The organism is Rhizobium beringeri (assembly GCF_004306515.1).
Lineage (GTDB): Bacteria > Pseudomonadota > Alphaproteobacteria > Rhizobiales > Rhizobiaceae > Rhizobium > Rhizobium beringeri.
This window is the reverse complement of sequence record NZ_SILG01000001.1, coordinates 855,543-869,186: the sequence shown is the minus strand read 5'-3', so window position 1 is coordinate 869,186 and position 13,644 is coordinate 855,543. Positions and strand designations below refer to the sequence as shown.

Annotated in this window: 11 protein-coding genes; 5 read left to right on the top strand and 6 right to left on the bottom strand. The window is 62.2% G+C overall.

The window, feature by feature from the left end; translation table 11 throughout:
- Positions 1 to 40: 40 nt before the first annotated feature.
- Complete coding sequence (locus tag ELH03_RS04550) at positions 41 to 1,048, bottom strand: asparaginase (RefSeq protein ID WP_128411613.1); 1,008 nt, start codon at positions 1,046 to 1,048, stop codon at positions 41 to 43.
- Between the two features lie 782 nt (positions 1,049 to 1,830).
- Here ELH03_RS04550 and ELH03_RS04540 point away from each other — a divergent pair.
- On the top strand, positions 1,831 to 3,042 hold the full coding sequence (locus ELH03_RS04540) for an MFS transporter (RefSeq protein ID WP_128411612.1): 1,212 nt from the start codon (positions 1,831 to 1,833) through the stop codon (positions 3,040 to 3,042).
- Positions 3,043 to 3,067: 25 nt separating this feature from the next.
- On the opposite strand, the gene ELH03_RS04535 is transcribed toward ELH03_RS04540, so the two are convergent.
- Complete coding sequence (locus ELH03_RS04535) at positions 3,068 to 3,691, bottom strand: helix-turn-helix transcriptional regulator (RefSeq protein WP_128411611.1); 624 nt, start codon at positions 3,689 to 3,691, stop codon at positions 3,068 to 3,070.
- 101 nt (positions 3,692 to 3,792) lie between these two features.
- Between ELH03_RS04535 and ELH03_RS04530 the strand changes: the two genes are divergently transcribed.
- Positions 3,793 to 5,232, top strand: a complete 1,440-nt coding sequence (locus tag ELH03_RS04530) for an MFS transporter (RefSeq protein ID WP_128411610.1) — start codon at positions 3,793 to 3,795, stop codon at positions 5,230 to 5,232.
- 172 nt (positions 5,233 to 5,404) lie between these two features.
- Here the strand turns inward: ELH03_RS04530 and ELH03_RS04525 are convergent, their stop codons facing one another.
- The 4 genes from ELH03_RS04525 to ELH03_RS04510 form a co-directional block, all read right to left on the bottom strand.
- Positions 5,405 to 6,403 (bottom strand): NAD(P)H-quinone oxidoreductase, encoded by a 999-nt coding sequence (locus ELH03_RS04525; RefSeq protein ID WP_130766088.1) that lies wholly within the window; start codon positions 6,401 to 6,403, stop codon positions 5,405 to 5,407.
- A 175-nt stretch (positions 6,404 to 6,578) separates the two neighbouring features.
- Positions 6,579 to 8,402 (bottom strand): bifunctional diguanylate cyclase/phosphodiesterase, encoded by a 1,824-nt coding sequence (locus tag ELH03_RS04520; RefSeq protein WP_233942075.1) that lies wholly within the window; start codon positions 8,400 to 8,402, stop codon positions 6,579 to 6,581.
- Positions 8,403 to 8,561: 159 nt separating this feature from the next.
- Positions 8,562 to 8,801, bottom strand: coding sequence for a ribbon-helix-helix domain-containing protein (locus ELH03_RS04515; protein ID WP_027685520.1), 240 nt, complete (start codon positions 8,799 to 8,801; stop codon positions 8,562 to 8,564).
- Between the two features lie 192 nt (positions 8,802 to 8,993).
- On the bottom strand, positions 8,994 to 9,548 hold the full coding sequence (locus tag ELH03_RS04510) for an HdeD family acid-resistance protein (RefSeq protein ID WP_128411608.1): 555 nt from the start codon (positions 9,546 to 9,548) through the stop codon (positions 8,994 to 8,996).
- Positions 9,549 to 9,688: 140 nt separating this feature from the next.
- Here ELH03_RS04510 and betI point away from each other — a divergent pair, with 140 nt between their 5' ends.
- The 3 genes from betI to betA all read left to right on the top strand — a co-directional run bounded on the left by betI (position 9,689) and on the right by betA (position 13,642).
- On the top strand, positions 9,689 to 10,330 hold the full coding sequence (gene betI / locus ELH03_RS04505; RefSeq protein WP_233942073.1) for a transcriptional regulator BetI: 642 nt from the start codon (positions 9,689 to 9,691) through the stop codon (positions 10,328 to 10,330).
- On the top strand, positions 10,327 to 11,790 hold the full coding sequence (gene betB / locus ELH03_RS04500; protein WP_128411607.1) for a betaine-aldehyde dehydrogenase: 1,464 nt from the start codon (positions 10,327 to 10,329) through the stop codon (positions 11,788 to 11,790). The genes betI and betB overlap by 4 nt, the downstream gene beginning before the upstream one ends.
- A gap of 199 nt (positions 11,791 to 11,989) precedes the next feature.
- Entirely contained in the window at positions 11,990 to 13,642 is a 1,653-nt protein-coding gene (gene betA / locus ELH03_RS04495) for a choline dehydrogenase (RefSeq protein ID WP_128403771.1), read from the top strand.
- Positions 13,643 to 13,644: the final 2 nt, after the last annotated feature.

Genomic DNA, 13,644 nt, shown 5'->3' with positions numbered 1-13,644 from the left:
AATTCTTATTTTTCTAATAACTTATGTACGAAAGCTCGACTCATCCGGCCAAGGCGGAGGTGATCCTGACATCACCGACATGGATGCCGTTCCAATTGCGCATCGGCGTTGCGGCATGGGCCATCAGGGCCGCATGCACCTCGTCTTCCGTCTCGAAGAAACGGGCGAGCGTCGCCGCCACCATGGCTTCGGCGGCGCGGGTCGTGCCATCCTCGCATTTGAGCGCGATGGCGATGCCCTTTTCGGGGATCGCGGCGCAGAAGACGCCCTCAGCACCTGTTTTGCAGAAGATGCGGCCGGGGGCGATCTGCATCAACGCCGTGCAGGCGCGGCCGGAACCGGCGACATAGAAGGGCTCGGCCATGCAGGCCTCGATCAGCCGGCGGGATGCCTTGGCGCGCAGGGGTTCGAGGCCGGTGCCGGTCGCCATTTTGGCAAAACCATGGGCAAGGCTGCGCAGCGGCACGGCATAGGTCGGGATCGAGCAGCCGTCGGTGCCGCAGCTGTCGGCGCCAAGCACGGCGCCTGTCAGGCTTTCCATCGCCGCGCGGATCTCGACCTGCAGCGGGTGCTGATAGCCGACATAGCCCTTCGGATCGAGGTCCCGATGACAGCAGGCGCAGATGAAGCCGGCATGTTTTCCCGAGCAATTGTTGTGCAGCGCGTTCGGAGCCTCGAGCGTGCGGGCCTGATGGATCAGGGTCTTCTGATGGGACGACCAGTGGGCGCCGCATTCCAGCGCTTCAGCATCACGGCCGGCGCGCGACAGCATGGAAGCGGCCAGCGCCACATGCTCGTCCTCGCCATTATGCGAGGCGCAGGCCAGCGCCAATTCCTTGTCGCCGAAGCCATAGGCATCGGCCGCACCACTCTCGATCAGCGGCAGCGCCTGCATCGCCTTGCAGGACGAGCGCGGGAAGATCGCGGCCTCGATATCGCCCAATGAGAAGACAAGCGTGCCATCGCCATCGACAACAGCCGCCGCGCCGCGATGGCGACTTTCGACGAGCAAGCCGCGGGTGACTTCGACGGTGACGGGATTGGTCATGAGCTTTTATCCGAATGCTAGCGGGGGTGCGCAGTCCATAACGCGTCACGCGGCGAAAGCCAACGGGGTTGACGTGACGCGGGGCTCGGGGGCCGCTTGAGGGAGCACCGGCTCTATACATGGCTGGACGTCACCGCATATTCCGTCATCCTCGGCCTTGACGCCCGCGGATCCATGCCCGCTGCCGGTGGAGGCCGGCGTAGATCCTCGCGGGTCAAGCCCGAGGATGACGGAGGGTGGAGTGAGCTTTGTGGCCAGTACAGCAACGTCAGACGGAATGGGAGCGGAAGTGCGCCCTCCCCCCGGCCGCGCTCCCCAACCTCCGCCATCCCAGCCCTTGAGTTTAGACGCCTCGAGACGTTATGCCTTGCAACCCAGTTCACAATCCGAGGAATTGTTTTGCAATCGGGCATATCTATCACCGAGTCCACGTTGTTGGCACTTTTCACGATTGTCTCTCTGAGTTTGGCGTGTTGGTTGGCACGCCGGCCCGCAAGAGCAAGTGTTGGAATAAGCCTTGGGGTACTTCTGGGGCTAGCATTGATGGTCGTCACGTCGGCTCTGGTCGGTTTTTTGGGAAATGTTCTTCCCTTCGGGCAAATCGACTTCTGGCTCTCGAATTTGGTCGCGAAATTCTGAAATGGGCGCTCAGCCTCGTTGCGGGTTTGGACGGCGATCACATCGTCCAAACATTCATCACATAAATTGACCGAAGAGATCCAAAACTATCGTTTCTCTGATAGGTCCGATGCAGCTATGAGTGGTGCATCAGGAACCGCCCCATGCCATCCACCTTTTCCTTGATCCTTCGCGACAACAGGATCCGCATTCCAACCGTGACACTCGTCGCGCTCGCCTTCACCTATGCTTCGACCGCGCCCTACCAGTCGATCATCGGGATCAACGAACTCGGCTTGAGCAATGGCTCCTATTCGGCGTTGGTGTTCTTCTCGGCAATCGTCAACGTGACGACGAGCCTGACGCTCGGCATCTGGTCGGACAGGCTGAAAGAGCGCCGGCCGCTGGTGCTGGGGCTTTGCGTCGCCGGCATGCTCGGCTTCGGGTCGATCGCGATCTTTCATAGCGCCGTGGTCTTCATCTTCTCCACGCTGTTGCTGGTGCCGATGAGCAATTCCACCTATTCGCTGCTGTTTGCCAGCCTGCGCGCCAGGACCAATCAGATGGACCGTGGCCAGGGGGCAGCGATCACCGCAACGGTGCGGGCGCTCTTTTCCGGCTCATGGGCGATGGCGCCGGGGTTGATCGGCCTCTATCTCGTCAGTTCGCCGTCGATGACGCCGGCCTATGGGATCGCGGCATTGGCAAGCTGCACCTGCTTCTGCCTGTATTTCTTCTTCGCACCCCGAAATGGCGCCGCCGGCCCTGCCCCCGATCACGCCGGGTTCTTTGCTTCGCTGAAACGGATTTTTGTGCCGCATGTGCTGTCGCGCGTTATCGTCATGGCGATGCTATTCGGGCTGCAGCGGCTGAACAGCATGCTCTTGCCGCTGATCATCACCCATGCGGCCGGCGGCACTGTGGTCGATGTCGGCTTCATCGCAGGCTTGACGGCCTTGCTCGAGATGCCGTTCATGATGATGTGGGGCTTTGCGCAGCGCCGCTTCCGAAGCGCGCATGTGCTCGCCTTCGGCGCGCTGATCTATTGCGTCTATCTGCTGCTGCTTGGTTTTGCTTCCGCGCCCTGGCACATCTATGCGCTGCTCCTCGTCAATGCCTGCGGGGCGGCAGCGATCCTCAGCGTGCCGATCACCTATCTGCAGGACCTGATCGCGGACCGGCCGGGGCTCGGAACCTCGCTGATCTCGCTGAACACGTTCATTGGCGTTGGCATCAGCGCCGGCCTCTTCGCCTTCGGCACCGCAATCACCGATTATTCCGGCACTGCCTTCGTCGGCGCGGCCGCGGGTCTCGCATCGATCGGAGTGCTGCTCTATCTCGAAAGCAGCCGGCGGCAGGCGCGGCAGTTGGCTTGAACCACGAGATTCCGATCGACAGGCGTCAACGTGGCGTGATGCGATAGGCGCAACGGCGGGCGCCGAGGAGGATGTGTTCGCTGCGCTCGATATCGGCGCCGAGGACGGCGCGGAAGGTTTCGAGTTCGGAGCGGCAGAAGCCGGCGCAGGCGGTGGCGGCGGCGCAGATCGGGCAGTGGTTTTCGACCAGCATGAAGGAGCCGTCCGCCTCCTGCCAGTGATCAGCCATATAGCCCTCGCGGGTGCGGATGCCGGCAAGGCCTTCGATGCGCGAGGCAAGGTCATGCGCCTCGCTGAGTTCCTGCCGATAGCGCTGCAGCGTCTCGGCCTCGCGGGCGGAGATGACGGTATCGAGGGCTGCGGGGCCGAGCTGTTCGACGAGCGTGCCAAGGAGATTTGCCGTCAGCTCGGCATGGCCGTCCGGGAACTGGCGGTTGCCGCTCGCCGTGAGATGCCAGAGCTGACGCGGCCGGCCCCTGCCCGCGGCGGCAACGGTGACCGGTTCCACCAGCCCCTCCTCGGCCATCTTCGACAGCTGCTGGCGGGCGGCCTCGCCTGATATGCCGAGCGCATAGCCGATCGCGGCGGCAAGCTGCGGACCGTCGGTCTTTATCAGGATCAGGATCCGGTTGACGGGGGACTGGCGCATATTTTCCAAGTCAAGTCTTGTTTTAATCAGGATGACGTGTAATTTTCCAATTTATAACTTGGAAAATAATCCTTCGCCAGCAAAAATATCGAGTTCATCCCATGTCGGATATCGACCAGACCGCAGCCATCCCGAACCCCAGTTCCCTTTTCCGCCTCTTTCTGCCCGAGCACCTGCCGGCAACCTTGATGCTGGCCGGCGGCGTGACGCTTTATGCGGTGGAGAGTTACATCATGGCGACGATCGCGCCTTCGATCGTGCGCGATATCGGCGGCCTCGCGCTGTTTTCCTGGGTCACCAGCCTGTTCGTCGCCGCCGCCGTGCTCGGCTCGATCTTCGTCGCCATGCGGCCGCGCGGCATCGGGCTTCGATCCGTCTATGTGATCGCGGCACTGGTCTTCGGCGTCGGCAGCCTGATTGCCGCAGCCGCACCGTCGATGGCGGTGGTGCTGATCGGACGCGCGGTGCAGGGTCTCGGAACAGGCGCACTTGCAGCGCTCGGCTATGCCTTCATCCGCTTCGTCTATCCCGAGCCGCTCTGGCCGAAGGCTTCGACGCTCTATGCGGCGATCTGGGGCGTGGCGACCGTCATCGGGCCGACGCTCGGCGGATTCTTTTCTTCGGGCCACGCCTGGCGCTACGCTTTCATCGTGCTGGTGCCGCTCGGGCTGCTGATGGCGTTCCTGGCGCCACGGCTTCTGCCCGAGGTCAAAGACGACCGCGAGCAGGAGAAAACACCGGTTGCCCAGATCGGCCTGCTGCTTGCCGCCGTGCTGATGGTGAGTGCGGCCGGCGCGATCGAGACGACAGGTGCGAAAGCGGCGCTGATTGCGGCTTCGGTCGTCGCGGTGGCAACCATGCTTCTCATCGAGCGGAAGAGCCCGAACCGGCTCTTGCCGTCCGGCGCCGTCAGCCTTTCAAAGCCGATTTCCCGGGTCTATCTGACGATGCTCGCCATGACCGTCGTTCTCGTCAGCGATGTCTTTATCCCCTATTTCCTGCAGACCCTGCATGGGGTGGCGCCACTCCTATCCGGTTATCTGGTGGCGCTGGTTGCGCTGGGCTGGACATTCGCGGCCTTCCTCAGCGGCTCGCTGACCGGCCGACAGGCCTATGCGGCCATCGTCATCGGCGCCCTTATCGAGGCGGCAGCGACCGCTTCGCTCGCGGTCTTCCTGGCGAGCGACAATCCGGAGGGGCATATGCTTCTCATCGTGCCGGCGGCGATCGGCATGTTGATGATGGGCTTCGGCATCGGTCTCGGCTGGGCGCATCTCGTCGCCATGGTGCTCAGGCTCGTTGCCGACAACGAGCAGGACAAGGCCTCTTCGGCGATCCCGACGATGAGTTCGCTCGGCGGCGCCTTCGGTGCGGCCTTCTCAGGCGTCATCGCCAATGGCGCCGGCCTCGTCGATCCGGGCGGCATACCAGGCGCGCTTTCGGCGGCGCACTGGCTCTATCTGCTGATGGCTGTTCCCGGTGTTCTCGCCGTCGGTATCTCGCTAACGCTAGAGCGTCGCGCATCCAATAGGACGCGCTAAGAGCGCCCTATCTCTTTGTCTGGCGCAATTCCCGGCAAAAGCGCTTCGCGCTTTGCCTGGCAAAACCGTTGCACACTTTTGCTGGAATTGCTCTTTGTTCTCACGCAATTCCCGGCAAAAGCGCTTCGCGCTTTGCCTGGCAAAAGCGCTACACACTTTTGCTGGAATTGCTCTAGCCGACGCGCAGCATGACCTTGCCGACATGGTTGCCGTCTTCCAGCAGCCGGTGGGCTTCGACGACCTCGTCGAAGGCAAAGACCTTGTGGATGACGGGGGCGACGGTGCCGGCTGCGAGCAGCGGCCAGACCTCGGAGAGCAGATCGTCGCGGATGGCGCGTTTTTCTTCTGCCGTGCGCGGCCGCATGGTGGAGCCGGTGACCGTCAGGCGCTTGACCATGATCGGCGAGAGATTGACCTTTTCGGCGATCGCGCCGCCGAGGAAGGCGATGATCGACAGGCAGCCATCCCGCGCTAGCGAGGCAATGTTGCGCTCGAAATAGGACGCGCCGATCATGTCGAGGATGATATCGACGCCGTGGCCGGTCTCGGCCTTGATCACCTCGGCGAAATCCTCGGTCCTGTAGTTGATCGCGCGTTTGGCGCCGAGCTTTTGACAGGCCTCGCATTTCTCCTTCGAGCCCGCCGTCACGTAGACCTCGGCGCCGAAGGCGCGGGCGAGCTGGATCGCCGTCGTGCCGATGCCGCTGGAACCGCCATGGATCAGCACGGTTTCGCCTTCCGTCAGCCCGGCCATCTGGAAGAGATTGGCCCAGACGGTGAAGAAGGTCTCAGGCAAAGCGGCCGCCTTCACCGCGTCATAGCCCTTGGGGAACGGCAGGATCTGGCCTGCCGGCAGCAGGCAATATTCGGCATAGGCACCGCCATTGGCAAGGCCGCAGACCTTGTCGCCGACGCCATGGCCGCTGACGCCGGGGCCGACGGCAACGATTTCGCCTGCAAGCTCCAGGCCGAGGATCGAGCTCGCATCCTTGGGCGGGGGATAGCTGCCCTGGCGCTGGGCAATATCCGGGCGGTTGACGCCGATCGCCTCGGCGCGCACCAGAACCTGCCCGTCTTGGGGTACCGGAAGCGGGCGCCTGCCGATCGTCATCACCTCCGGCCCGCCAAAGGACGGCAGATCGACGAAACGCATTTCCTGAGGCAATGGCATGACCCGGCTCCTCCCTGGAGCAGTTCAGCTTTTGGTGGAAGTGCGCGGAACCGCTCTGGTTTTTTGTCTAAAACACAGGAAGTAAATCAGCCCCGCAGGCTTGGGAAGACTTGATGTGGCAGAGGCGTCAATTCGCCTCGCCCACTGCATAAGTGCTACAGCGTCCTTTGCGCGTCTAAAAGGACGCGCGGCGCTGTAGGAGGTGGAAGACCAGGCCGTCCTCGCTGTCCTTGGCCGCCGACTTGATGATGGCAATTTCGGCGCTGACGCGGTTGATATCGTCGATGACGAGACCCTCCGGCAGTTCGATGACGCCGATCGAGCAGCGCATCAGGGGGAACAAAGCTTCGGCGCCGGTGCGGTCGTGACCGAGGATGCGGCCGGCGGCGCGGTCCTCGTCGGAATAGAGATCCCGCACGTCGTCATGGAAATCGCTGATCAGCCGCTCGAGGATCTCCGTCAGCTCTTCCTTGGTCCAGCCGACGACGCCGATGAAGAAATCGTCGCCGCCGACATGGCCGAGGAAATGGCGTTCGGCGAAAAAATAGCGGCGCATCAGCGCGGCAAACAGCGAGATCGCGTGGTCGCCGAGATGGAAGCCATAGGCATCGTTGAACGGCTTGAAATTGTCGAAGTCGCAATAGCAGAAGTGGCGGAGCTCATCACCGTCGCGGCCGGACTGACGCATGAAATCGCGGATGGCGCGATTGCCCGGCAGGCCGGTCAGCGGGTTCTGGTCCTGCGCGGTCTTCAGCTGTTTCTCGTTGATCACCTTGATCAGCGACGCGGCGGAGACGACGCCGGCATAGCGCATATTGTCGGTCAGGATCAGGCAGTTGCTGCCTTCCATATTGGCGAAGATCGCCATCAACTGCTCGGCGTCGCTGTCGAGGCCGACGATCGGTGCCATCTCGACGAAATGCGAGATGGAGCGCTCGTACATCTTGTTCTTCAGGAGATCGCGGCCGAAGGGCTGGTAGATATATTCCTTGAGGTGATGCTCGTGGATGATGCCGCGTGGCTCGTCATTGGCGTTGAGGACGGGAAAGAAAGCCTGGCGCGGATTACGCCGGAAGAGTTCGAAGACGCTGTCGATGCTGTCATTCTCATAGACCGTCGGCAGCAGCTCGATCTGCTTGCGGATGAGGATTTCGTCGAGCGACTGGCTGCCCCGCTTGCTCTTGCCGAGCTCCTGCAGATGCGGGAAGGACGGCGCCAGCTCGGACATATGCGTCGTCGGACGGGAGATAAACCAGCCCTGGACGAGGTCGACGCCATATTCGCGGCAGGCGATGAATTCGGCCTCGGTCTCGATGCCTTCGGCGATGACGCGCGTGCCGAGCACATGGGCAATGTTGACGATGCTCTTCAGCAGATGGCGCTTGCGCGGGCTGCGGTCGATCTCGGCGACGAAATGGCGGTCGATCTTGAGATAATCGACGGCATAATCGCAGAGCAGCTTCATCTCGCCATGACCGACGCCGAAATCGTCGATCGCCAGCTTGAAACCGGCCTTGCGCAGCCTGGAAACGAGGCCGGAAAATTCCGGCACGCTGGTATTGTCGAACCGCTCGGAGAATTCGAAGCAGACGGAAGACGGCGGAATATTCGCCTTGCGCAGATGCTGCAGCAGGCTCTCGACCAGGTGTTCGCCATGCGGGATCAACCGGACATCGAGATTGAGAAACAACGTCGAGGTGGAGAAATTCGACAGCGTCGCGAATTTGGCGAGCGCGCGGCTGGCGACCATCTGTTCGAGCTGCAGCAGCTGGCCGGCCTGGTGAGCCTCGTCGAGGATTTCGAGGGGCGTATCATAGCCGATGCGTTCCTGGCCGCGCATCAGGGATTCGTAGCCGAAAACCGTGCCGGTGCCGGCCTCGACGATCGGCTGGAAGGCATTCTCGACGACGAGCTTGGCAAGGGTGACGATCTGATCGCTGGCGTAGCGGCGCAGGACATCCGGCGCGACGGTGGCAGCCAAGGACATGCTGGTCTTCATTGTGGGCCGATCTCCACTGTGACTTGTTCTTTTTCGTCCGGAACATGCCGCAGAAGGATCAATGAACTCTTTCGCCAATGTGAAAGTTTTATGAAACGCGCAAGGGTATCCTGCGCGTTCCGCGTTTATTCAATTCTTCCAATGCAATCAAATGCTTATTCAGGCGGAGCGACGGCGCTCCGCCTCGTGATCGGCGAACATGTCGGCGACGCATCTGCCGCCGGATGGAGCGTCGTCGTCAAGAATATCGTCCCGGAACTCATTGAGCTTGCGGGTGGTATCCCAGAGACGCAGCGCCTCACGGACAACCTCACTGCTCGAGGCATAGCCGCCATTATCGACGGCGGCGCGGATGCCCGCTGCCTGTTGCGGAGAGATGGAAACGGTGACCATCGGCATGAACTTCCTCCCTTTTCTGATCAGGCAGAACCCTGCCTCTGGGGGACGCATGACCATTTTCAGCATTCTCGGCGATCTCGCCGGCGCCTTGGTGCATTCGCACTCAGACCGTTCGCTTGCGCGGGACCGGTCTCTAACCCCTTCAGTCTAATCCCCTGTCATAGTCTTGTCAAAAAAGAACGGTCAGCGGCATCAGTTTGAACTGCGGATGCCGAGGCCGAAGGCGATCATCGTCGAGCCCTGGACGATGAGATCGGCGGCTAGGAACAGGCCGAGGATCCACAGGCTGTTCACCGGCCAGCCGAGCGCGATGACGAAACCGGCAAGAGCGGTGATGACGCCGCTTGCGACAATCCAACGCCAGCCCTTGGTGGGCTTCATGCGCATGCCGACCCAGGTGCGGAAGACGCCGGCGATGACGAGTGCGAGCGAGAGAAACAGCGTCAGTGCCGCCGAGGTCAGGATCGGATTGACGAAGGCGCAGATGCCGGCAAGCACATAGAGCAGGCCGCTCAGTATCCAGAACAGCACATGATCCCAGCCGCGCACCTGGAAGGCATGGACGAGATAGATCACGCCACCGAACAGCATCAGCATGCCGACATAATAGACCGACACGACGGTGGCGAGCATCAGATTGCCGAGCGCGATCAGACCGCAGACGAGCAGCAGCACGCCGAGGCCGGCAAACCAGATCCATTTCGACTGCAGCGAAGATGTCGGCGTCCCCTCGAAGACATCGGTCATGATGCACCTCCTGTCAGGTTGAGAATATGTTGCAGCAATTTGACAGGGAAAGATCCGCGCCCGGTCAAATCGCGAAAGATTTTTATTGATTGATCAGTCAATCAAAAATAACCTGCCGCTGATTTCATAGGAGTGGTTTGTTGCCGAAGGTCGGAATGGAGCCGATGCGCCGCAAGGCGCTTGTCGATGCGGCGCTGCGGGTGATCGGCGATCACGGCTCGCTCGCCGTCACCATGTCGGACATCGCCCGGCAGGCCGGCGTGTCGCCTGCCCTGGCGCATCATTATTTCGGCAGCAAGGAACAATTGCTGATCGAGACCATACGCTCGCTTCTAAGACAATTGCGCAACGATACGGTGACGGCGCTTGCGGCAGCCAGGACGCCGCGCGCGCGGCTTTCGGCCGTCATCCGCGTCAGCTTCCATGCCGATCAATTCGCGCCGGACACGGTCGCCGCCTGGCTTGCCTTTTACGCCGAAGCGCAGCGCTCGGAAGAGACGCGGCGCTTCCTGGTGATCTATGCGCGGCGGCTGCGCTCCAATCTGCTGGCCGATCTGAAAGTGCTGTTGCCGGCTGACGCCGCAGAACGCATCGCCGAAGGCGCTGCCGCGATGATCGACGGGCTCTATATCAGGCAAAGTCTGAAATCCGCGCCGATCGGCATTGAAGCCTCGATCGCGCTGACGGAAGATTATCTGAATGCGCTTTTGGCCACCGCCTCCCCCTCTCCCCGGAGGGAGAAGGAACGACCACATCGAACCACCCAAGGACAAATGACATGAAAGCCCAGCCGAAAGCCTCGCACTTCATCGACGGCGAATATGTCGAGGATACCGACGGCACCGTCATCGAGAGCCTCTATCCGGCGACCGGCGAGGTGATCGCCCGGCTGCATGCCGCAACGCCCGCGATCGTCGAACGGGCGATCGCCGCGGCCAAACGCGCCCAGCCGGAATGGGCGGCGATGAGCCCAATGGCGCGCGGACGCATCCTGAAACGGGCAGCCGACATCATGCGCGAGAGAAACCGGGCACTCTCCGAACTCGAGACGCTCGACACCGGCAAGCCGATCCAGGAGACGATCGTCGCCGACCCGACCTCGGGTGCGGATGCCTTCGAATTCTTCGGCGGCATTGCGCCGGCCGGTCTCAACGGTTCGCAGATCCCGCTCGGCCAGGACTTTGCCTATACCAAGCGGGTGCCGCTCGGCGTCTGCGTCGGCATCGGCGCCTGGAACTATCCGCAGCAGATCGCCTGCTGGAAAGCTGCGCCGGCGCTTGTCTGCGGCAATGCAATGGTGTTCAAGCCGTCCGAGAACACGCCGCTCGGCGCGCTGAAGATCGCCGAGATCCTGCATGAGGCAGGACTGCCGAAGGGGCTCTTCAATGTGATCCAGGGCGACCGCGATACCGGGCCGCTGCTCGTCAACCATCCCGATGTCGCCAAGGTGTCGCTGACCGGATCGGTGCCGACCGGGCGCAGGGTCGCGGCGGCCGCCGCCGGCAACCTCAAGCACGTGACGATGGAACTCGGCGGCAAGTCGCCGCTGATCGTTTTCGACGATGCCGATCTCGATTCGGCGGTCGGCGGCGCGATGCTCGGTAATTTCTATTCGACCGGCCAAGTCTGCTCGAACGGCACACGCGTCTTCGTGCAGAAGGCGATTAAGGCCGAGTTCCTGAAGCGGCTGAAAGTCCGCACCGAGGCGATGCTGATCGGCGATCCGATGGACGAGGCGACGCAGGTGGGCCCGATGGTCTCCTGGGCGCAGCGCGAGAAGGTGATCTCCTACATCGAGAAGGGCAAGGCCGAGGGCGCAACACTGATTGCCGGCGGCGGCATTCCGAACAACGTCTCCGGCGAAGGTTATTATGTGCAGCCGACGGTATTTGCCGATGTCACCGACGACATGAGCATCGCCCGCGAGGAGATCTTCGGGCCGGTCATGTCAGTGCTCGATTTCGACGCAGAGGACGAGGTGATTACGCGGGCCAATGCCAGCGAATTCGGCCTTTCCGGCGGCGTCTTCACCGCCGACCTCACCCGCGCCCATCGTGTCGTCGACCGGCTGGAGGCGGGCACGCTCTGGATCAACACCTATAATCTCTGCCCGGTGGAAATCCCCTTCGGCGGCTCGAAACAATCCGGCTTCGGCCGCGAGAATTCGCTTGCGGCGCTGGAGCATTATTCCGAACTGAAGACGGTTTATGTGGGCATGGGGCCGGTGGTGGCGCCTTATTGAGGAAGTGAAGACCCCTCCCCAACCCCTCCCCACAAGGGGGAGGGGCTAATATGCGGCATCGGTTTTTACCCCCTTCGATCTCATCGCTTGTGGCGCTGATTTTGAAGTGAGGCGGTGCAGCAAGTTAAGCCCCTCCCCCTTGTGGGGAGGGGTTGGGGCGGGGTTCTCAGGCCGTTGCAAAAGAATCTAAGGGAACGTCATGCAACAAGCAGATTTCGTCATCATCGGCTCGGGCTCCGCCGGCTCCGCCCTCGCCTACCGTCTGTCGGAAGACGGCAAGAACAGTGTCATCGTCATCGAGGCGGGTGGCAGCGATTTTGGGCCGTTCATCCAGATGCCGGCAGCCCTTGCCTGGCCGATGAGCATGAAGAGGTATAATTGGGGTTATCTGTCCGAGCCGGAGGCGAACCTCAACAATCGGCGCATCACCGCGCCGCGCGGCAAGGTGATCGGCGGCTCCTCCTCGATCAACGGCATGGTCTATGTGCGCGGCCATGCCGAGGACTTCAACCGCTGGGAGGAGCTCGGCGCCAGCGGCTGGGCCTATGCCGACGTGCTTCCCTATTTCAAGCGGATGGAACATTCGCATGGCGGCGAAGAGGGCTGGCGCGGCACCGATGGGCCGCTGCATGTCCAGCGTGGCGGCTTCACTAATCCGCTCTTCCAAGCCTTCGTCGAGGCCGGCAAACAGGCGGGCTTCGAGACGACGGAGGATTATAACGGCAGCAAGCAGGAAGGCTTCGGGCTGATGGAGCAGACGATCTTCGGCGGCCGCCGCTGGTCTGCCGCCAATGCCTATCTGAAACCGGCGCTGAAACGGGACAATGTCAGCATCGTCTACGGCTTTGCGCAGAAGATCGTGATCGAGGACGGCCGGGCGACCGGCGTCGAGATCGACCGCAACGGCAGAACAGAGGTGGTGAAGGCGAACCGCGAGGTGATCGTCTCGGCCTCCTCCTTCAATTCGCCGAAGCTCTTGATGCTGTCGGGCATCGGTCCCGGAGAACACCTGCAGGACATGGGCATTGCGGTGAAGGCCGACCGGCCGGGCGTCGGCGCCAACCTGCAGGACCATATGGAATTCTACTTCCAGCAGGTGAGCACCAAGCCGGTGTCGCTCTATTCCTGGCTGCCGTGGTTCTGGCAGGGGGTGGCCGGCGCACAATGGCTGCTCTCGCGCGGCGGGCTCGGCGCCTCCAACCAGTTCGAGGCCTGCGCCTTCCTGCGCTCGGCGCCGGGGCTGAAGCAGCCCGACATCCAGTATCATTTTCTGCCGGTGGCAATCAGCTATGACGGCAAGGCGGCGGCGAAAAGCCACGGCTTCCAGGTTCATGTCGGCTACAACCTGTCGAAATCGCGCGGCAGCGTGAGCTTACGCTCCGCCGATCCCAAGGCCGATCCGGTGCTGCGCTTCAACTATATGAGCCATGCCGAGGATTGGGAGAAGTTCCGCCACTGCGTGCGCCTCACCCGCGAGATCTTCGGGCAGAGCGCCTTCAACGACTATCGCGGGCCGGAGATCCAGCCGGGCGAAGGCGTGCAAAGCGATGAAGAGATCGACGCCTTCCTGCGCGAACATCTGGAAAGCGCCTATCACCCTTGCGGCACCTGCCGCATGGGCGCCAAGGACGACCCGATGGCCGTGGTCGACCCGCAAACGCGGGTGATCGGCGTTGATGGCCTGCGTGTCGCCGACAGCTCGATCTTCCCGCACGTCACCTACGGCAATCTGAACGGACCCTCGATCATGACGGGAGAGAAGGCGGCCGACCATATCCTCGGCAAACAGCCGCTGGCGCGCTCGAACCAGGAACCCTGGGTCAACCCGCGCGCGGCCGTCAGCGACCGCTGATC

Bases quoted from the DNA above. Each gene is read 5' to 3' on its own strand.
- ELH03_RS04550 (WP_128411613.1), bottom strand. From the start codon at position 1,048: ATGACCAATCCCGTCACCGTCGAAGTCACCCGCGGCTTGCTCGTCGAA.
- ELH03_RS04540 (WP_128411612.1), top strand. From the start codon at position 1,831: ATGCCATCCACCTTTTCCTTGATCCTTCGCGACAACAGGATCCGCATT.
- ELH03_RS04535 (WP_128411611.1), bottom strand. From the start codon at position 3,691: ATGCGCCAGTCCCCCGTCAACCGGATCCTGATCCTGATAAAGACCGAC.
- ELH03_RS04530 (WP_128411610.1), top strand. From the start codon at position 3,793: ATGTCGGATATCGACCAGACCGCAGCCATCCCGAACCCCAGTTCCCTT.
- ELH03_RS04525 (WP_130766088.1), bottom strand. From the start codon at position 6,403: ATGCCATTGCCTCAGGAAATGCGTTTCGTCGATCTGCCGTCCTTTGGC.
- ELH03_RS04520 (WP_233942075.1), bottom strand. From the start codon at position 8,402: ATGAAGACCAGCATGTCCTTGGCTGCCACCGTCGCGCCGGATGTCCTG.
- ELH03_RS04515 (WP_027685520.1), bottom strand. From the start codon at position 8,801: ATGCCGATGGTCACCGTTTCCATCTCTCCGCAACAGGCAGCGGGCATC.
- ELH03_RS04510 (WP_128411608.1), bottom strand. From the start codon at position 9,548: ATGACCGATGTCTTCGAGGGGACGCCGACATCTTCGCTGCAGTCGAAA.
- betB (WP_128411607.1), top strand. From the start codon at position 10,327: ATGAAAGCCCAGCCGAAAGCCTCGCACTTCATCGACGGCGAATATGTC.
- betA (WP_128403771.1), top strand. From the start codon at position 11,990: ATGCAACAAGCAGATTTCGTCATCATCGGCTCGGGCTCCGCCGGCTCC.